The sequence below is a fragment of the Dongshaea marina genome (assembly GCF_003072645.1).
Taxonomy (GTDB): Bacteria; Pseudomonadota; Gammaproteobacteria; order Enterobacterales; family Aeromonadaceae; genus Dongshaea; species Dongshaea marina.
In genome coordinates this window covers 2,606,407-2,625,232 of the sequence record NZ_CP028897.1, presented here as the reverse complement: position 1 = coordinate 2,625,232, position 18,826 = coordinate 2,606,407, and the positions used below count along the sequence as shown (strand labels likewise).

The following is an 18,826-nucleotide window of genomic DNA, read 5'->3' as shown; positions in this document are numbered from 1 at the left end:
CTAGCCTCAATTCAATTCGACAAGTTATCGAAGCTGTCAGTTTGCTGACTTCAGGCGGGATGCCAGGGGAGGGCCAAAGGTTGGTTTGATGATCAACCCTTAGAACTATTTATTTGGGTTAAAATCTCCCCAGATTTTGAGAACCCCGTGTGCCCTATATGGTGTAGCTGATGGTTTTGGCGTTGTACCAGAGCTCACAGGAATGGAGAAGTCAATCTCATAAGGGTTTGCACAATACCCCGAGCCATCTAGTTGTGTGCAGCCAGTTAGCCTTATCGGCTTAAGAGGTTTTGCTGAGCCTGGGTTCAGAGGTAGAGTTGTCCCTCCATCGGTTATAGTTGCCAGTATATTAAATTTTTGGCCTTGTTTATCAGTAAAGAAAGGAGTCTTCGATGAATCATTCAGGGAAGACCAGGTCAAGCCGATATCTTGATCAATCCCCTGGCTATTTTGCCCGGGCTTGATCTTGACCTGGATGGAGTCAGTTGCTCCCCCCTGGTCTCCTTCGAATGAGTGGCTCGCGTAGTCCCAGTTAAAACTCCGGTTAATTGTATTTCCTGTCATAAGCTTGATGCCAGCTTGGTCAAGGTAATGGTTAGCAAGAATGTTAATAGTAATAGACTGTATTGAAATTTTTAAAGGGTTTGTGGACTTTAAGTTAAACTGGCTACTATCAAACTTTGAAACAACATATTTCACATTGCTAAATGACAGTGGATAATTGCTTGTATACGTCCCGGATGGTAATAGTTTTAACTTCTCAGAACTAGAAGATGCTTGTAGATAAATGCTTTGACTATAAATCAACGCATTACAAGGGTTTAGGTTGGATATAATCTCATCATTTTTAATTTCTTCCGTCATTGTTGATGAGCTAGTTGTGTTATCAGTTAATAAATAATACTGGTTTGTTGTGTCTATCGTTCCTATATTACCAGAATTAGATACCTCATGCTGCTGCATATCTGCTCCATTCCACCCGCAAGCAACTACAGCATGTTTACCTTTATCATACGCATCTTGATATATCCCTAATCCTTTTAGACCGATATTTATGTTAAAAGTTTTTCTGTTTGTTGAAGATAGAGTTATAATTTGACCCTGAGCCTTACTCACTGAAAAAGTTATATTGCTGTCCCACTTTTTATTACCATATCCATAGTCATTGCCGAAATATAAGAAGAATCCCGGATACTGTTTACTATTATGATCTTTGTCAGATGGGTAACTAGCAACTAAAAGCTTTTTTTGATTTGCAATGTTTGTTATAGATGGTATGTTTGATATTGATTGACCACTCCAATTGATATTACTATTAGCATTAATAAAATCTATATTTTCTCCATCTGAAGTGCTACAGTTATTTGATCCATCGGTATTAATAGTGCAATTTATTGAGAGATTTCCTAAGTTTATATCAGATTGGCTTTGATTGTGATGTCTAGTGATTGCAAATACATATTTGGTGTTAATTATCATAATAACCAACATTATCTTCAAAATATATTTCATCATTCACACTCCAATTGACCCAGCCAATAGGCGGCGTGTTGGCCCTTGAGGCGTTGCTTCGGCAGTATTACCTGACACTGCTTTCCACCTGCAAGGCTGGCGGTCAGTTGTGGCTGGTTTTTATGAATGGCTAACATAAAGAGTCCTGTTTGGTTACTAAAGGTGTGCCCCATTTGGCTGTTGATCTGAACATTTGGCAGTGGTTTATTGTGGTAATAGAGCTCGCCATAGACCTCGGCATACTGCCAGGCATGGATAGTCATCGGGATCACATTTCCGGGGTAGAGTGTGATTTTTCGGCTTAGCTGATGTGCATCAAATTTCACATTGATCGGGCTGTCGGGATTATCCGTGACATAGACCGGGTAGCTCTGATAGGCAGACAGTGCAATAAAGTTATTACCGGGGTAGATGAGTTGTTGCTCATTCCCTGCATGCAGCTGCAGACTTGAACCTTTAGGGGCATCAAGGTGAATAAATAAACCTGCATCGCTGTGACCCATCTCATGATGGGTCAGGGTGCTCCCCTGAGTTGTGGTAACCAGACTACCTGACAGTGAGCCATTGACGCTGTTTTGTGACTGACCATCCGCATCACTGAAATAGTGAGTTGGGTCCAGGTTACCTTGGAGCATTTGTCCCTGGAACTGAATATTAGAATCCAGGCTATCTGAATTACTGCTGGCATAGTGCTGGTAGCTGGTATTGACGCTGCTGATCGGGCTGTCATCAAAGTTATGCTGCCAGGAGGCGCGCCAATCCTGCCCTTGGTAATGTGAGGAGCCGCTATTATTCGAGGTATTAAATTGCAGCATATCATGTTGGTTATAGTCAAAGTTGTAGCTAAGAGTTAACCCAATCGAGCGGTTGGTGTAATCACTATTGGTCAGGTTCATGTCATCATTATCTTGCTGATTGTCATGCTGCTCTTGGCGGGTAATGCCTGCATTTAATTCAATATCCAGTCCATGGTTGTTGTAGAGCGAAACCATATACTGAATACCGTAGGATTGATCATGTTGTTGATCCCGGCTCCAGTTAAACTGCAGATCACCCAATTGCACGGGTAAACTAAACTCCTGGTTAACGCCATAGCTGGTACCTGAGCTGGTAAAGCTTGATAGCTGATTATCTGATTGCCTGGTCTGACTGAGGCTCAATGAAGAAGTTGACCAGTCAAAGGGCTGGGTTGAAAAGTTGGCTACGGTCTGATCGCCTCCTGCGTTATCAATTGCCCAGTTAAGATCAATCCTAGATTGCCAGGGCAGCATGAAGGTGAGGTTAAGATCCGGTACCAGCAGATTGTCGACCGCATAGCCGGATGCACTAAACTCGGTACTGTCTCCTAGCAAGTGTTGTACGCCCCCTGAAAATAGGGGAGATCGATGTTATTCAGTGAGCCATATTGATGGTTTACCAGGCCGGCAGAAACACTATAGTTATAGCCTGCATCATTAAAAGCGCTGGTATCAAATGATTTATAGACGGTGGCCCGTTGCACCCGGCTCAGCCTGCCGCCCTGGTAGATTTTTAACTTGATGTCATAGATCCCGGACGGGAAATCACGGGTATCGAGTTGATGATTGCCAATCCCAAATTTTTGTACTGAAATCAGTTGCTGATCGCGATAAACCTGTATAGTTGAGGGAGTGCTTAGAAATATAAGGATCGGGCTAGCGGCCTGTTGCTCATTATCTTTACGCAATTCGGTTGAGTTTCGCAAAGTCGCGATAAATCCTGAGCCATTATAAGCGGAAGAAAAATTTCCACTTAAATCATTAAATGACAGGCCACTAAAGAATCCAAACTGAGCCTGCTGACTTTTTAGCTGATGGGTGAGTGAGAGATCTCCAATGCTGCTATCTGTATTGGATTGATTGCTATTAACAAAGCCTGAAGCGGTAAAAAGATTATTGCTGTAGCTGGCCTGATCCTTAAGGTTCAGGTAATAACTTTGCTCGCTACTGTTATCTAACGTGTAGTCAAACAGGCTGTCATAACTGACACTGTTGGCAAGAGAGTGACTGCTTGACACTCCAAGATAGTGATTATCCTGCCGGGTTGTTTTAAAGGCGTGAGGGCTTGCCCACAGACTGGCGCGCATGGTGGTTAATGAAAACTCACTGACCTTAAACAGGGGCTGACCATCCTGAGTGCGAATCAGCTTACCAACAGAAATCCCTTGTTTGAGGATCGGAGTCAGGTAGCGAATCACTGATGGCTTGAGCTGCATGCTGTTGAGAATCGGGTCTATAGAATCAAATGACACCTTTGGACCAAGGAGTCTGAAATGGCTACTGCCCAGTTTATTATTTGCATAATAGATATCCGCTTGACTGCCCTGGGTCTCAAGGAGCTGAACAAAGTCCTCGGGAACTAAGCTCAGATCGATACCTGACATAGGTTGTGTCAAAGAGGGCGCAGCATTAGCTCCCACGGCCTCAGTATGCTGGTGCTGTGGTGGCCTTTGGGCAGGAGCCTTCTCGGGTTTTGAGGATGGGGTAGTGCCGCTATTCGTGCAAACCAGAGGCGGCCTTTCTGCTAGGTTTGTAGCTGGGATGGCTATTGGCACTATTCGAGAATACTTTAGATAGCTCGCACGAGGAGAGCTATCCAATACTTTTCCAAGTTCATCCTTAGCCTGAGCATTTTTTTCTTTGCTGCCATGAATTATTAAGGGATCTTGGGTGGTATTAACGGGATGGCTTTTAGTGATTGAACCTGTATTGGTATCTAATCCTGTCAATATATGAGTATGCCAAGCAATACCAGCAATAGCAAAACAACCGGTTGTAAGCAAACAGGCAGTATATCGACGATTCATTTAGACACCTTGAACTACAGTTAATAAACAAATATTTTATTTAGCCACAGATAGATATGATCTGTGGCCGATTTTTAGTTATTAAAACTACCATTAGCTACTATGTTGTAACTCGCTAAGATATTTTGACCAACTTGAAGACTGTCGTGTGGACCTAAGGTCGCTATAGGTGTTATTTTAAGTGTGCAAGCTTGCTTTGTGTCAGTTGCACTTGTAGATAAGTTGAGTGTTTGTGTAGAGCTCCTATGTGTTGAGTTGTTCAGGTCAAAATTAGTGGTCCCGGTAGGGCATTTAATTGATGCTTTAGTTTCAAGGTCAGCATTTCCTCCTGTGCTAAGAGGCAATGTTTCATTACCTGACTCAGAAAAAGTTAATGACACTGAACCATTCGCTAATTTATCGGGATGCTGCATGAAAATATATAAATTAGGTTGTTGAGGTGCTACGACAACCGTATTGTCAGAGTTCAATGTTTCAGAAATATTTGTAGATTGTTCTAATGTATCCCCGCTAGCACCAAAGCTTATCTGTAGCGGGTCTTGACTTGGCTTAGCATCTTGAACATTAATCGTAAAATTGGCAGATAATGTTGAAGATGTAGCGGGAGTTGGTGTCGTCGCATGCGCAGCTGAGGAAGAGAACGCAATTAATAATAATGATGCTAGGGAGATGCATCTCTTAATGTTTTTGTATACTAAAGGCATGAGAGTATTTCCTTAATCTATCGATTTAACTTTTTGGTATGAAAATCCATAGCCTTAGCTACTAAAGCTATGGTGTTGTTGGTTGTTGCCCTCTTTGACAACAACACGAACCTCCGGATGAATATGTTGGGTAGAATAAGCGAGCGACTGGTGTGGGTAGATGAGATGCTCGACACTGAAATACCCCTTAGCCGGGCAGAGTGTATGCGAGCCTTTTTCCGCCTGAGAGCAGGTTCCGGCAAAGTCTACCCGGACTACCGAGTTATCATTATTAGTGACCGTTAAGTGATGGTTTTTATTTTGAAAGCTAACATGCCCATAGTTGGGGTGAGAGGCGGGTACGATCAGTGCCACCATATAACCCAGGGTAACCTGTATTCCAAGTTGGGTTGCTTGCTTTATTCCGTGATTTTTTTCAAAGGATTTTTGGGCTGCAACATCGTTCTCTATAGAGAGTCGATAAAAGTTATCCTGATTCGATTTGATATAACCTGAGGGCATCACCATCCGAAAATAACCTTTTTGATGTGGAGGGACGATCAGTTCAGGGTTAAGCAGGGAGATGCTCATCACCTGCTCATTGAGGGTTAACGGTGTGTCCTTCTCTTTGCCCCGGGCATTTGCCTTGGTGAAGTTTGCGCTGTAGAGCTTGGCCTTTAAAAATAAAGTTCTGTCACTATTATTCGCCACTTCTTTGGCGAATAGGGTTTTCCCATAGGGCCAGTAGGCATTAAGGCCCATGACATCTAATCCGCCCCCTGAACTTGCATAAGCGGGCAGGCACAAGCTTGTAAGAGAGAGCATAAAAGCACTCACCAAGAATCTATGAGTCATGTGTCGAGCTACTCCGTAGAGCTGTATGAAAAGAATAAAGTCAGAGCGGCTGCTCTTAACTTGAGCCGGTTAATGCTAGTTATTTACCGATGAAACTCAAGACTTGATCATTATTTGTGATGTATGTCATATATACCGAATCTCGGTGGGGGCATTCAATATCAAGCTCGGATTTAGGAAACAGCGACGGGCTGTTCCCCTGGGTGTCAGGATGTATCGTTATCGCATTAATAATCTACTCTGAAATGTATTCATCAGAGAACGAGAAGTAGTACGAGAGGTGTGACTTAACGGGTGATGCCTCGGTGCTCATTTTATTTGAAGTGGATCATTTTAATTGTGAGTTTGTAGATCTATTTTTTAAGGATGCTACTTTGTTTGAAGTGAAAATTTTGTGGCTCAATCGATAAATTTAACTTGGAATGAGATTCAGAAATGAGCAGAACAAAGGAGCAAGATATGGGATTTCATCAATATGCCTGGCTAAGTAAGCTCGGAGAGCGGGTCGATACGGCATCCAGGATCATGATCTATGAAGATATGTGTCGGTGTTTAAAAGATGCAGGGTTTGAAGGAAAACGTTATATGAAGGAGCGGAGTAAAATTTCAAGAGCCTTGCAGGTGAGCGAGCATCCTTAAATCAGTTATTTCCTCTAAGGCTGGCGTCGCTGTTTTCTGACTTCTGTAATTTATGAGGTGACTCTTTAGTTGCTGGCCCAGACGTAGGCAGTATGTCGTGGCACATCGCCTTCGACACGTTTTTTCTGAAGGTATCCTCCTAGGAGCGCGCAGCCTGTGGTATTTGGGTGGAGCCAGACACATCCCTCCCGATACCTTTATCTAAATCAGCTAGCCATTGAGCTCAGGTCTCATTAAGTCCGAACCCATTGGTGTATAACACAAGAAACTTTTGTCATCAGAGGTTTTATATTGGTTCCTTTTATTTTGCTTGCTATCACAGGCCTGTTATGCGGCTTTTTTTCCGGGCTGCTTGGACTTGGGGGAGCCATGGTCGGGATCCCCTTGTTGGTTGTTATCTTACCTATGCTCACTATTCCACAAGGGGCCGTGATGCATTTTGCGGTTGCTACCTGCCTGGGAGGGGTATTGCTGAACTCTATCAGCTCGAGCTGGAATAGAGCCTCCGGTGGTGATCTACAGCTTCAGACAACCAGGCGGTTGGTGATTGGGGTTGCTGTGGGTGGAGTCCTGGGCAGCTGGTTGGGGGTCCATATCTCTGGTTATTATCTGAAGTGTTTTTTTATCTGTTTTACCCTGCTGGTGCTGGGAAAATCAGTGCTCAGTAAGCTGGGTAGAGGCAAAGAGCATAGGCACAGATTGCCTCATGTGTTACCAGGCAACTTACTTGGGCTTGTTGCAGGATTTTTTGGCTCTATGAGTGGTGGAGGGACAGCATTGTTTGTGAATCCTTTCCTTAAGTTTCATGGGATAAGCATGCGCCAATCAGCGGCTCAGGCTTCAATACTTTCGGCGGTAACGGCTTTTACTGCACTGTTAAATTACGTATTTGTAGAGCAGACTCTGGCGCCTCAGGTGCATTACGCCCTTGGCTATATTTTTGTTCCCGCTGTTTTGATGATTGCAGTGGGTGGGTTTCTTGGTAGTCGAGTCGGGGTGAACCTCAGCCATAAGATAAGTGATAAGCATACCTATAGCCTGTTCCTGCTGGTAATTGCAGCCAATCTTGCGATTATGGTGAACCAGCTGTTGTAAATTTAGCTTTACCGGTGGACAAAGATAACAGGGATGTTTCCCGGGATTTACCTTGCTCTCCCTGCTCAATCGATTCACAATAAAAAGTTTCGGGTGGGGCAGTTGGAGTGAGGATGGAGCGGCAGTTTGAGTTAACCAGTCAGTTTGAGCCGGCAGGCGATCAGCCCGGGGCGATCGCGCGTTTGTGTGAGGGGATGGATAATGGCCTGGCCCACCAAACCCTGTTGGGGGTGACGGGATCGGGAAAGACCTTCACCATGGCCAATGTGATTGCCAATCTCGGGCGCCCGACCATGATCCTGGCTCCCAATAAGACACTGGCGGCCCAGCTCTACGGTGAGATGAAAGAGTTCTTTCCGCGCAATGCGGTGGAATATTTTGTCTCTTATTATGACTACTATCAGCCGGAAGCTTACGTCCCCAGCAGCGACACCTTTATTGAAAAAGATGCCTCGGTGAATGATCACATTGAGCAGATGCGTTTGTCCGCCACTAAGGCGCTGCTGGAGCGCCGTGATGTGGTGATCGTGGCTTCGGTCTCAGCGATTTATGGTCTGGGGGATCCGGACTCCTATCTGAAAATGATGCTGCACCTGAGGGTCGGGGATACGTTGGAGCAGCGGCAGATGCTCAGGCGTCTGGCTGAGCTTCAATACAAGCGAAATGACACCGCCTTTGAGCGGGGCACCTTCAGGGTACGCGGTGAGGTGATTGATATCTTCCCGGCAGAATCGGAACGTGAAGCGGTGCGGATTGAGCTTTTTGACGATGAGATAGAGCAGCTCAGCCTGTTTGATCCCCTGACCGGTAAGGTGGAGCAGAAGATTGCCCGCTTTACTATCTACCCTAAGACCCACTATGTGACCCCCGTGACACGATCTTAAATGCCATCGAGTCAATTAAGGAGGAGCTTGCCGAGCGCCGTCAGCAGCTTCTATCGGCCAACAAGCTGGTTGAGGAGCAACGTCTTCGGGAGCGTACCCAGTATGATATTGAGATGATGCAGGAGCTTGGTTATTGCTCCGGAATTGAGAACTACTCACGCTATCTCTCTGGCCGGGCTCCCGGCGAGCCACCACCGACCCTGTTTGATTACCTTCCCGATGATGGGCTTCTCATCATTGATGAATCCCATGTGACCGTACCTCAGCTGGGAGCCATGTATAAGGGGGATCGCTCACGTAAAGAGACCCTGGTTGAATACGGCTTTCGCCTGCCTTCGGCTCTGGATAACCGGCCGATGCGCTTTGAAGAGTTCGAGGCCCAGATGCCCCAGGCGGTGTTTGTGTCGGCGACACCGGGCCCCTATGAGATGGAGCTCAGTGGTGATGAGGTCATTGAGCAGCTGATCCGTCCTACCGGGCTGTTGGATCCTCAAATCGAGGTTCGACCGGCATCGACCCAGGTGGACGATCTGCTCTCCGAGATCCGAATCCGGGTGGAGTGTGATGAGCGGGTACTGGTAACCACATTGACCAAAAGAATGGCAGAAGATCTCACCGAGTATCTGGCCGAGCATGGTGTGAGGGTGCGTTATCTTCATTCAGACATAGAGACGGTGGAGCGGGTTGAGATCATTCGCGATCTCAGGCTGGGTCACTTTGATGTACTGGTTGGGATCAACCTGCTCCGTGAAGGCTTGGATATGCCGGAGGTTTCGCTGGTGGGGATCTTTGATGCGGATAAGGAGGGCTTTTTGCGCTCGACCCGCTCATTGATCCAGACCATTGGCCGGGCGGCCCGTAACATCAATGGTAAGGTGATCCTCTATGCCGACCGTGTGACCGATTCGATGCGCCAATCGATGGATGAGACGGATCGCCGTCGTGAATTGCAGCAAGCCTATAATGACGAGCATGGAATCACCCCCAAAGGGCTCAACAAGCGGGTCACCGATGTGATGGATGTCGGCGACTCCAGCGATGAGGCTCGCGCTAAAAAAGAGAGTGCCAGCGCCATGGGACGTTACCGGCAGATGCCTGCCAATAAACTACTGGCCGAAATCGATAAACTGGAGCGGCAGATGTTTGAACATGCCAAGCTGTTGGAGTTTGAGCAGGCTGCGGCCCTGCGTGACCAGGTGCAGCAGCTGCAGAAGCTGGTGATCCGAAATAGCTAGTACTGTTAGGCTCTGATGACGTAACTTATGTCAAAGAGCCTAAGCTTCTTATCTCAGTGCTATGATTTTCAGCTTTGCTGAATAATCGCTGGCGTGTTGGCAGCACATTACTTTTGTATCGCCAAAAGTAATCAAAAACTCGCCTCGTACTGTGAATTTATCAACCCTGATAAACCTCTCCAGCTCGATGATGACCACCCTCGGTCATCTCTCCCAGTTCAGCATCCTGCTTCTCGTTCTATTACCCTGGGGGTACTTTCACCCTATCTCGCGTTACCTTGCTCTGGGAGCAACTTCACTCCTCCACAGAACTACGCAGCTCGACATCCGGTCTCGAAAAAAGAACGTTGAACGACTAGCCTCGGCTCTCAGTGACGGGGGAGGGACGCGGCCAGATATTTTTGCCGCATATCAGAATTGTTGATCATGAGCCAAGCTGCGAGCCTTAAGTTCAACAGCATGGATAGCGGGTGAGCAGCTCCTAATTGACTCAGCTCTATCGAGCTATAAATCCAGGCTGAATCAAACGACACTTAGAGCATTTTTGACTTAATCAGGGTCGCTATTCGTCCCATCAAATTCAAGCGCAGCTTTGAGCTTTGTTAAGCTGACCTTCTGCAGCAAGGATGCTGCAGTAGAGCAACATGGATGTGACTTGCGTGTCAGCATTCAAAGTCGAAGCGGCTCGTATGGAGAGTGAACCCATTTATCCGGAAAATGCTCTAGCCTGCACCTTAACGCAGGAAGTTTGCTATCCAGTCGAGCACCCTTTCACAATCAAGCCTTGGGTTGGCCAGAGAAGCCAGGCCTCGCTCACGTTGCTCCGGGGTGAGTTTATCTGAAAGCTTATCAAGCAGGATCTCAAGATAGGCCGGATCAAACTCCGGGTGTCCCTGGATCCCGAGGATCTGATTGCGATATTCATAGATAAAGTGGGGGCAGCATTCGCCTTGGGCAAGGAGACTGGCTTCCTGAGGCAGCTTTTGTACCTGATCCTGATGGGCCACCGGCAGAGTCAGGGTTTCAACATCGCCTGACATCCAGGGGCGACTTGCCAGCAATTGATAATGCTGGACGCCCAGTTGCCAGCCACACTCGGAAGGGGCAACCCGGCCTCCGAGGGCCTGGGCCAGTAGCTGGTGGCCAAAGCAGACACCGACCATCTTGTGACCAGCATTGATAGCCTCCTCGACAAAACGACTCAGGGCACTGATCCAGGGGATATCACCATAGGCATCATAGCGACTCCCGGTTAGGAGCCAGGCATCACACTCGCTTAGGCTAGAGGGCAACTCACCGTCAATCGCCCGGTAGCTTGAATAAGTCCAGCCAGCCAGGCGCGGCTTGAGGCATTTAATAAAGCGTTCGGAGTAGTAATCCCCATAATTACTCTCTCGATCATCAATATGATCACAATCTAAGATCCCAAGACGCATCGGCTCCTCCTTAGCGATTTGACACCTCTCATATGTATCAGGCTTAAAGCATCAGGTATAGAGGAGAAGTACTATTTGTGTGCTGACAGCTGGATATTTAGGCACTCTGGACCAGGATGCTGATCATGGCAATACTACACAGGCTTATGGTGGCATAGTGAAGAAGCTTGGGAGAGATCCGCTCTACCACCAGATAGGCGAGAGCGTTGCCTAATAGTGCTGGGGGGATCAAGGCCAGTCCCCACAGAGCAAGTTTGCCATCGAAATGGCCGGTATAACTGAGCATCAGAAGTGACAGCACACAGCTGATAAAAAAGAAGCTGGCCAGATTGGCACGAATGGCATTGGCTTGCTCCGATTGCATCACCAGCGCCATAGGAGGGCCGCCAATCGAGGTGCTGGTTCCCATCACACCCGAGAGAAATCCGGCGATCCCCATGTTAAGCGGGGTGGCCTTGACCGAAAGGCGCAGCAGGCTTATTGCCACCCCAATGCCAATCATCAGGGCGATCATCAGGCCGAGCATGCGTTGTGAGACTACCGTCAGCAGTAGACCCCCGACGATCGTCCCGGGAATTCTCCAGCCAATGGCACAATAGAGCCCCTTCATCGACAGGGCGTGGCGAAATCGCCAGATATTCAGGGCACAGCTGGCCAGGGCCGCACAGATCAGTGGGGCAGGGATCAACTGTGGATCAAGATAAAAGAGCACAGGCGCGGCGACGATTGCCATACCAAAGCCGATGGCACTTTGAATAAAGGCGCCGAGCAGAGTGATGAGGCTGGCGATGAGCAGCAGCTGTGGATCAGGCATATCCGAGTCTCACAACGGGGGATGACCCAGTATAGTGAAAATGCTTGGGGGAATATAGGCTCTGTTGACGTTTCCTGGCCTGAAAACGTCAACAGAGCATAGGCCCGGCCCAGGCCGGGCCTATGGATCAGAACAGTACGGTTGAGAGCTGATAGAGCTCTTCGTTGAAGGGGCGCTTCATGTTCTCCAGGCAATCGATAATGTCATGGTGAACCAGCTTGTTATGTTGCAAGCCAACGCAGCGACCGCCCTGGCCCTCCAGTAGGAGCTGAACCGCAAAGGCACCCATACGGCTTGCCATGATCCGATCGCGGGCTGTTGGAGTTCCACCTCGCTGGATATGCCCCAGGATGGTTGAGCGGGTTTCACGGCCGGTGGCCGATTCAATCTCTTTGGCCAGTTCATTGACATCGGTGATGTGCTCACAGATGGCGATAATGACGTGCTTTTTGCCCTTGTGGATCCCGTTATCGATCTGGCGGATCAGGCTCTCTTTATCCAGTCCGCGCTCTGGAACCACCACATATTCGGCACCAGAGGCTACGGCAGCGCTCATGGTAAGATCGCCACAGTAGCGACCCATGATCTCAATGATTGAGATCCGGTTATGGGAAGATGAGGTATCGCGCAGGCGATCGGCCGCATCAACCACCACGTTCAGGGCAGTGTCGAAGCCGATGGTGTAGTCGGTGCCTGCGATGTCATTATCTATGGTTCCGGGCAGACCGATACAGGGGTAACCCATCTCGGTCAGTTTCTTCGCCCCCATGTAGGAGCCATCACCACCGATCACCACCAGAGCATCAATGCCATGCTTCTTCAGGTTATCGATCGCCTCTAGGCGTACCTTTTCTTCTTTGAATTCAGGAAAGCGGGCTGAGCCCAGGAAGGTACCACCACGATTGATCACGTCTGAGACGCTGTGGCGGCCGAGTTTAACGATATTATCCTCATGCAGACCCTGGTAGCCTTCATAGACACCGTAAACTTCCAGATCATTATGCAGAGCTGTGCGAACAACGGAACGAACCGCTGCATTCATTCCTGGCGCGTCACCGCCACTGGTTAGGATTCCAATTTTCTTAACCATAGTGTGCCTCTAAATGTTTTGATTTATAAGTTGTAAAAAGCTGTTTGCTCACGATCTCCATCCAGAGCATAAATTCTTTCACTGACTAAAAAATGAGTTCTAGTTGTGAGTATATGTCGCAGTGAGATTTTGTGTGTATTTTACGAGTGAACTCACCTGTTGCGACAGTTACAAACTGTTTCAGTGCCGACTCTGTTGCTGCTTCTGGCTGTTTTTTATCTTATTTCTGCATTCGGTCCACTGGTTCCGGTTGAAGAGCATAGCAAAAAAATCACGATTTGCATTGAGTTATAAAAAAAATGGAGCCCGGCGGGGCTCCATTATGGCTTGCACTTATGGGCAGCAGATTACTTCGCACCTTCGATGATGCTGGCAAACTCATCTGCCTGCAGGGAAGCACCACCAACCAGGGCCCCGTCGATATCTTCCATACCGAACAGGCCTTTGGCGTTTGCTCCCTTCACCGAGCCACCATAGAGGATCTGAACCTTAGCGGCGATCTCAGCGTTGAAACCTTTCAGATAGTTACGGATGTGGGCGTGAACGTTCTGAGCGATCTCAGGAGTCGCGGTCTTGCCGGTGCCGATAGCCCAGACAGGCTCGTAGGCGATGACGGCATCAGCCAGAGACTCAACGCCATTGCGATCGATAACCGCTTTGAGCTGAGTTTCAACCACCTGGTTGGTTTGACCTGCTTCAAACTGCTCCAGAGTTTCACCGATACACAGAACAGGCAGCAGACCACCTTTTTGTACTGCCGCATATTTTTCAGCAATAACCTGATCGCTTTCAGCATGCAGGGTACGGCGCTCACTGTGGCCAACTAAGGCATAAGTACAGCCGAACTCTTTGAGCGTGACAGGGGAGTTTTCACCGGTGAAGGCACCGTTTTCATGAATATCGGCGTCTTGAGAGCCAAACTTGATTGCAGTTCCCTGGGTCAGACGTTCAACCTGATCGAGAAAAACTGCCGGAGGGCAAACAGCAACGGTGACATTACTTGCATTTGCTGCGGGATCAACCAGTCCCTTGATCAGCGCTTCTACAGAGGCCTTGGTGCCGTTTAGCTTCCAATTTCCCATAACCAATGGTTGTCTCATGTGACTATCCTCGTTAATGGTCTAAACTGGGCCCATTATAAGAGCCCAGGCGATTGGGTCAAATAGATCCCGTCGTTACCGAATGAAACAGATTGTTGCCCCTGTGGAACAGTTGGGTGATATCTAACCAGACAATTCCGATCCATTCATGAATGGCGACTCTTGAGCGGTATAAAAAGCGTGCGTCGGGTAGTTTATCCCACAGGGGAAGCGGGTAGGGTGCTTGTTTGGCCAGATACCAGGTCGGAGCAGGAATCGGCTTCACTCCGGCATGATGAAACATCTGGATCGCTCTTGGCATATGCGATGCGGAGGTCACCAGGGCGGTCGGTTGGCCCTGGATCATTGGCGCAATATGCAGCGCTTCTTCTGCGGTATCTTTGTTGTTTTCAAACAAAATAAGCTGGCTGCGTGGAACTCCGAGTGAGTGAGCCATGTTGGCGTTGATTTTTGCCTCGCTCACCGGATCGCTAAAGGCGGCACCCGATAAAATAATTTTTGCTTGCGGATTATTGCGCCAGATCTGAACCGCTTCCATCACCCGGGCCCTGGATGCATCCGAGGAGCGGCTCAATGCCGGAATATTGGGATCACTGACATGGCCTGCGCCGAGGACCAGGATATAACTCAGGGGATTGGCCTGTTGCACAAATGCCGGGTATTGCTGTTCCAGCGGGCGCAGCAGCAGGTTACTTACCGGCTGAGTTCCAAGCAGGGCGAGCTCCACAAAGGCCAGGATGATACACAGGGCTCCCAGGGTTTTCTTACGCCTGAGCCAAAGAAACAGCAAGCCAATCAAGATCAGAAACAGGGCGAAAGGGAGTGGCATCAGCAGGGTGCCGATCAGTTTTTTGAGCCAGAACATTTGAGCCTATCGGGGTCATGATTTTTATCCTGGAGGTGATTATGTCAGAATAGGCCCCCTTAATGAAGTACTTCTGAATAAAATGCCTAAAGATCAATGTTTTGATGGAATTGCACACAAATTTTCCAAGAATATTTATGGCTCTGTAAAAGGCGAGATCCGAACCCGGGTGGTGTGGCAAGACCTTCAGAAAATTTTAAACCAGGCTACCAGAACCCGCCCTCTTCGTGTTCTGGATGCTGGGGGCGGCTTTGGGTATTTCTCACAAAAGCTGGCGACTTTGGGTCATCAGGTGGTGCTCTGTGATCTGTCGGCAGAGATGCTGGATCTCGCTCGCCAGCAGATTGAAGCGGCGGGCCTGTGCGAGCGGATCACCCTGCTGCATTGCGGGATCCAGGAGCTTGGAGAACACCTGAAGCAGCCCTTTGATCTGGTGCTGTGCCATGCGGTTCTTGAGTGGCTCGCAGATCCCGAAACAACCCTCGAATATCTTTATCCTTTTGTAAAAGAGGGAGGGGATCTTTCATTGCTGTTCTATAACCGGGATGGTTTGTTGTATCACAGCTTGCTGATGGGACACTTTGACTACATCGAACGAGGCCTTAAGACCCGTAAGACTCAAAAGCTTACGCCGAATAATCCACAACGTCCCCAGGATGTTGCAAGCTGGCTTGAGGGAGCTGGCTTTACGATCTCAGGTAAGACCGGGGTTCGGGTGATCTACGATTATATGCGCCACCCTGAGGTTGGGCGTGAGCAATCCGAGACACTGTTTGAGATGGAGCTGCGCTATTGTCGGGAGGAACCATACGCATCCCTAGGGCGCTATATGCACTTTATGGCTAAAAAAAGTTAGAAGCTAGAGCGTTTTCCGAGTAAACCGGTTCATTTCATGAAAGCAGCTTTGACTTTGATCGCTGACTCGCAAGTCACATCCATGTTGCTCTACTGCAGCGATTATCCTCCCTGATAATCTTTTCCAGTTCAGCCTCCCTGCTTCTCGCTACCTTGCATTGCAACTCCGCCCTTGCTGCGGAAGGTCAGCTTAACAAAGCTCAAAGCAGCACTTGAACTTGAGCGTCGCGAATAACGACCCGGATTAAACCAAAAATGCTCTAGTGCGCCCTTGCTGAAAGGGTGGTGCCATTATGATTGCCATGCTTATGCCTGAATAACGCATAATGATTCAAAAATAACAATGGCTGTGGTATTTTCCCTGTGGTTTTTGGTGTTTTTCGAAAGAAAATACTTAATTTTGCCCAGGGAACCTTATGATTGAACACTACATCTCGTTTAGCTTGTCAGCCTTTGTCGCCCTGTTTGCGATGATCAACCCTTTGGCAACGGCTCCCATTTTTCTAGGATTGACCGGTCACCTGCAGCGGCCTTTAAAAAACAGGATCGCAACCCAGTCAATCGTGATCGGTTTTGTGTTAGTTGCCCTGTTTTGTGTATTAGGCAACCTTATCTTTACTCTATTTGGTATCACCTTGCCCGCATTTCGTATCGTAGGTGGACTGCTGATCATTATGTGTGGTTTCCAGTTGCTCAATGGCCAAGACAATTCGGTGGCTGTGCCCAGCCATGAGGATAGCGAAGAGAGTCTCAATAGTGCGCTGAGTATTGCGCTCTTTCCTCTGGCGACGCCTGTGATTGGTGGCCCAGGGGCGATTGCCGTGGCGATGAGCTATTCGGCAGATGCCGGGATCGTGGGAGTGACCTGTACCATCGCCTCATTTGCCGTGGCCTGTTTTATCACCTGGCTGGTGTTTCGCTTTAGTACCGAAGTGGTTCGCTTTATTGGTAAGGGAGCGATTAAACTCATCAGTCGGATGATGGGGCTGATCCTGGCAGTGATGGGGATGCAGATGTTGATCGTTGGGATCCATGGCGCATATATGCTGTTTCCAAATCTTCCCTGATTATCTTGTGAAAAAGCCTTAACCAGGATCAGGGAATATAATCGCTCCTTATAGGTTAAGGCTTTCCCTATCGTAACATCTCTTCATACCTTAATTTTGTTTCAGGATAACCCACTGTGGGCGATCCGGTTTGATCTCTCCGGCACTGGCGATGGTATCCGGACTGGTTTTTTTCACCTTATAGCCACACTGTAACAGGACTCCACTTTCACCGGCCTGGATCACTGAGCCAACAGAGTAGGGTTGCCCTTTATAAAGACACATATCCTTAAGATCGGGTCGGTTGACCAATGAGCTGATATCACCCTCAAGCTTGATCTGATTTGCCACCGCGCTGCATGTAACAAGGCTTACACTCAGCAGGAGAGGGGTTAAGAGTTTTTTCATGATATGGCTCCCGGGGAGGATGTTGAACTATGGCTTGCGGCATGTCGGTTGTAAATAACCCGATTCCGACCGCTATTCTTAGCTGCGTAGAGGGCTGTATCGGCGGCGCTGATCAGGGTATCAACCGTTAAGGGCTTAAGATCGGTCAGGGAGGCGACACCAACACTAATCGTCACCCCGATAGCTTGTCCCTGATAGGTAATTTGCATCTCTTCTACGCTGTGTCGAAGCTTTTCTGCGGCTTGCAGTGCCTGCTCTATATCGGTTTCTGGTAAGTAGATCATAAACTCTTCACCACCATAACGTGCCAGGATATCACTTTGGCGAAGTAACTTTTTGCAGTTTTGGCAAACGGCAATCAGTACTTCATCTCCCGCCTGATGCCCAAAGCTGTCATTCACTCTCTTAAAATGGTCAAGATCAAACAGGATCACACAGGAGGGGTGCTGGTATCGCTGGTATTTTTTGATCTCCCACTCAAGAAAATTGGTAAAGTAGCGACGGTTATAGATCCGGGTTAGCTCATCATTACTCGCCAGTTGCAGCAGTGTCTCCTCATAAAGCTTTCTTTCTCTTAGCCGGTGACGGACTACCAGTAGTACCAGAATAATCATCAACAGAATGATTCCCGACAGTATATACAAGAGATTATTGGAGCGCTTAACCAGTTGATCCAGGGATGCCTTGCTGGTGGTGATATTGTAGTAGAGCTCGAAAGCTCCTAAAAACTGCCCCTGGCGCATGATCGGGATATAGGTTTCGATGACATCACTGGTTACTCGTTCCCCCTCCAGGCTGGGGGACTCTTTTTTCACGACCTTGCTATAACTTTGGCCTTTGGCGACTTTCTGATGAAAGTAATCGTGGCGGTTAAAAGTTCCAATATCCCGCTGATGCGAGGAATAGAGCACTTCGCCACTTGAGGAAAATACTTTCACCTTCCACAGGTTGTAATCCTGGGCGGCATGTCTGAGGTAGGTCTGGATTTTTGGAATTAGCTTAAGCTTACCTTCTGGATTATCGGTAAGGATCTCCCGGCTCATGTGGGTTGCTGTGTGGTAAGCCTGGCTCTCGGTGTGTCTCAGGAGTTGCTCGACAAATTTTGGGTAAATATAGTGTGATTGCACAAAGGGCATCGCAATGGCAACTATGCCAAACAGCAGAAAAAGCAGGTACAGCCAAGTTGACTCCTTCTTACGGGGCTCCTTTTTTAACCATGCTGGTTGATCCACAAATAACCTCGTTATTTAGCTAACACTATGATTTATCAATAAGTATTGTACTTATTTCAATAAATTATAGGAGAGTCATCAGATATTTTTTTAAAGTGTTATCCGTATCGCTTCAGGAGGGCGAAGTTGCTTCTGGTGAGAACTCAATGGAAGCTTGTACCCTCTGCTGTGATATTGAGCAGGAGGTGAGTTGTCACAGACCAAGTTTTAGCCAAAGGTCTGCACATGGTGTATAGAGAGCTGAGCCCGATGA

Annotated in this window: 16 protein-coding genes and 1 pseudogene; 5 read left to right on the top strand and 12 right to left on the bottom strand. The window is 48.0% G+C overall.

All coding sequences use genetic code 11. From position 1 onward, the window contains the following. Nucleotides 1-105: 105 nt before the first annotated feature. The 5 genes from DB847_RS12555 to DB847_RS12540 all read right to left on the bottom strand — a co-directional run bounded on the left by DB847_RS12555 (nucleotide 106) and on the right by DB847_RS12540 (nucleotide 5,844). The gene (locus tag DB847_RS12555; RefSeq protein WP_108651015.1) at nucleotides 106-1,515 is read right to left on the bottom strand and encodes a hypothetical protein; all 1,410 of its coding nucleotides are present in this window, start codon (nucleotides 1,513-1,515) and stop codon (nucleotides 106-108) included. Next, nucleotides 1,512-2,864, bottom strand: coding sequence for a CS1-pili formation C-terminal domain-containing protein (locus tag DB847_RS12550; protein ID WP_108651014.1), 1,353 nt, complete (start codon nucleotides 2,862-2,864; stop codon nucleotides 1,512-1,514). The genes DB847_RS12555 and DB847_RS12550 overlap by 4 nt, the downstream gene beginning before the upstream one ends. Then, nucleotides 2,858-3,913: a TcfC E-set like domain-containing protein gene (locus tag DB847_RS12545; RefSeq protein ID WP_159084591.1), complete on the bottom strand. Its 1,056-nt coding sequence runs from the start codon at nucleotides 3,911-3,913 to the stop codon at nucleotides 2,858-2,860. Before DB847_RS12545 ends, DB847_RS12550 begins: the two co-directional genes overlap by 7 nt. A 497-nt stretch (nucleotides 3,914-4,410) precedes the next feature. Then, on the bottom strand, nucleotides 4,411-5,040 hold the full coding sequence (locus tag DB847_RS24395; RefSeq protein WP_159084590.1) for a hypothetical protein: 630 nt from the start codon (nucleotides 5,038-5,040) through the stop codon (nucleotides 4,411-4,413). A gap of 54 nt (nucleotides 5,041-5,094) precedes the next feature. Beyond that, nucleotides 5,095-5,844: a hypothetical protein gene (locus DB847_RS12540; protein ID WP_159084589.1), complete on the bottom strand. Its 750-nt coding sequence runs from the start codon at nucleotides 5,842-5,844 to the stop codon at nucleotides 5,095-5,097. Between the two features lie 465 nt (nucleotides 5,845-6,309). Between DB847_RS12540 and DB847_RS12535 the strand changes: the two genes are divergently transcribed. The 3 genes and pseudogenes from DB847_RS12535 to uvrB all read left to right on the top strand — a co-directional run bounded on the left by DB847_RS12535 (nucleotide 6,310) and on the right by uvrB (nucleotide 9,727). After that, entirely contained in the window at nucleotides 6,310-6,513 is a 204-nt protein-coding gene (locus tag DB847_RS12535; protein WP_159084588.1) for a hypothetical protein, read from the top strand. A gap of 291 nt (nucleotides 6,514-6,804) precedes the next feature. After that, nucleotides 6,805-7,608, top strand: coding sequence for a sulfite exporter TauE/SafE family protein (locus DB847_RS12530; RefSeq protein WP_159084587.1), 804 nt, complete (start codon nucleotides 6,805-6,807; stop codon nucleotides 7,606-7,608). Nucleotides 7,609-7,721: 113 nt separating this feature from the next. Continuing rightward, nucleotides 7,722-9,727 (top strand): annotated as a pseudogene (gene uvrB, locus DB847_RS12525) (excinuclease ABC subunit UvrB). Nucleotides 9,728-10,461: 734 nt separating this feature from the next. On the opposite strand, the gene DB847_RS12520 reads toward uvrB, so the two are convergent. The 5 genes from DB847_RS12520 to elyC all read right to left on the bottom strand — a co-directional run bounded on the left by DB847_RS12520 (nucleotide 10,462) and on the right by elyC (nucleotide 15,032). After that, the gene (locus DB847_RS12520; RefSeq protein WP_108651009.1) at nucleotides 10,462-11,163 is read right to left on the bottom strand and encodes a glutamine amidotransferase-related protein; all 702 of its coding nucleotides are present in this window, start codon (nucleotides 11,161-11,163) and stop codon (nucleotides 10,462-10,464) included. Nucleotides 11,164-11,260: 97 nt separating this feature from the next. Beyond that, nucleotides 11,261-11,977 carry a sulfite exporter TauE/SafE family protein gene (locus DB847_RS12515; RefSeq protein ID WP_108651008.1) on the bottom strand — a complete coding sequence of 239 codons (717 nt, stop codon included), beginning with the start codon at nucleotides 11,975-11,977 and terminating at the stop codon, nucleotides 11,261-11,263. Between the two features lie 127 nt (nucleotides 11,978-12,104). Then, nucleotides 12,105-13,067: a 6-phosphofructokinase gene (pfkA, locus tag DB847_RS12510; RefSeq protein ID WP_108651007.1), complete on the bottom strand. Its 963-nt coding sequence runs from the start codon at nucleotides 13,065-13,067 to the stop codon at nucleotides 12,105-12,107. Nucleotides 13,068-13,414: 347 nt separating this feature from the next. Beyond that, the gene (tpiA, locus tag DB847_RS12505) at nucleotides 13,415-14,167 is read right to left on the bottom strand and encodes a triose-phosphate isomerase (protein ID WP_108651006.1); all 753 of its coding nucleotides are present in this window, start codon (nucleotides 14,165-14,167) and stop codon (nucleotides 13,415-13,417) included. Nucleotides 14,168-14,225: 58 nt separating this feature from the next. Then, nucleotides 14,226-15,032 (bottom strand): envelope biogenesis factor ElyC, encoded by an 807-nt coding sequence (gene elyC, locus DB847_RS12500; protein ID WP_108651005.1) that lies wholly within the window; start codon nucleotides 15,030-15,032, stop codon nucleotides 14,226-14,228. Nucleotides 15,033-15,114: 82 nt separating this feature from the next. On the opposite strand from elyC, the gene DB847_RS12495 reads away from it, so the two are divergent. Continuing rightward, on the top strand, nucleotides 15,115-15,888 hold the full coding sequence (locus DB847_RS12495; protein WP_108651004.1) for a methyltransferase domain-containing protein: 774 nt from the start codon (nucleotides 15,115-15,117) through the stop codon (nucleotides 15,886-15,888). 415 nt (nucleotides 15,889-16,303) lie between these two features. Continuing rightward, nucleotides 16,304-16,954 (top strand): MarC family protein, encoded by a 651-nt coding sequence (locus tag DB847_RS12490; protein WP_108651003.1) that lies wholly within the window; start codon nucleotides 16,304-16,306, stop codon nucleotides 16,952-16,954. A gap of 90 nt (nucleotides 16,955-17,044) precedes the next feature. Here DB847_RS12490 and DB847_RS12485 read toward each other — a convergent pair whose 3' ends face one another. Together DB847_RS12485 and DB847_RS12480 are read right to left on the bottom strand one after the other, a co-directional pair. Continuing rightward, nucleotides 17,045-17,341 (bottom strand): DUF1496 domain-containing protein, encoded by a 297-nt coding sequence (locus tag DB847_RS12485; RefSeq protein WP_108651002.1) that lies wholly within the window; start codon nucleotides 17,339-17,341, stop codon nucleotides 17,045-17,047. Next, the gene (locus tag DB847_RS12480) at nucleotides 17,338-18,573 is read right to left on the bottom strand and encodes a GGDEF domain-containing protein (protein WP_108651001.1); all 1,236 of its coding nucleotides are present in this window, start codon (nucleotides 18,571-18,573) and stop codon (nucleotides 17,338-17,340) included. The genes DB847_RS12485 and DB847_RS12480 overlap by 4 nt, the downstream gene beginning before the upstream one ends. Nucleotides 18,574-18,826: the final 253 nt, after the last annotated feature.

Coding starts and splice junctions, on each gene's coding strand:
- DB847_RS12555 (WP_108651015.1), bottom strand. CDS start 1,515: ATGATGAAATATATTTTGAAGATAATGTTGGTTATTATGATAATTAAC.
- DB847_RS12545 (WP_159084591.1), bottom strand. CDS start 3,913: ATGTCAGGTATCGATCTGAGCTTAGTTCCCGAGGACTTTGTTCAGCTC.
- DB847_RS24395 (WP_159084590.1), bottom strand. CDS start 5,040: ATGCCTTTAGTATACAAAAACATTAAGAGATGCATCTCCCTAGCATCA.
- DB847_RS12540 (WP_159084589.1), bottom strand. CDS start 5,844: ATGCTCTCTCTTACAAGCTTGTGCCTGCCCGCTTATGCAAGTTCAGGG.
- DB847_RS12535 (WP_159084588.1), top strand. CDS start 6,310: ATGAGCAGAACAAAGGAGCAAGATATGGGATTTCATCAATATGCCTGG.
- DB847_RS12520 (WP_108651009.1), bottom strand. CDS start 11,163: ATGCGTCTTGGGATCTTAGATTGTGATCATATTGATGATCGAGAGAGT.
- DB847_RS12515 (WP_108651008.1), bottom strand. CDS start 11,977: ATGCCTGATCCACAGCTGCTGCTCATCGCCAGCCTCATCACTCTGCTC.
- pfkA (WP_108651007.1), bottom strand. CDS start 13,067: ATGGTTAAGAAAATTGGAATCCTAACCAGTGGCGGTGACGCGCCAGGA.
- tpiA (WP_108651006.1), bottom strand. CDS start 14,167: ATGAGACAACCATTGGTTATGGGAAATTGGAAGCTAAACGGCACCAAG.
- elyC (WP_108651005.1), bottom strand. CDS start 15,032: ATGTTCTGGCTCAAAAAACTGATCGGCACCCTGCTGATGCCACTCCCT.
- DB847_RS12495 (WP_108651004.1), top strand. CDS start 15,115: ATGCCTAAAGATCAATGTTTTGATGGAATTGCACACAAATTTTCCAAG.
- DB847_RS12490 (WP_108651003.1), top strand. CDS start 16,304: ATGATTGAACACTACATCTCGTTTAGCTTGTCAGCCTTTGTCGCCCTG.
- DB847_RS12485 (WP_108651002.1), bottom strand. CDS start 17,341: ATGAAAAAACTCTTAACCCCTCTCCTGCTGAGTGTAAGCCTTGTTACA.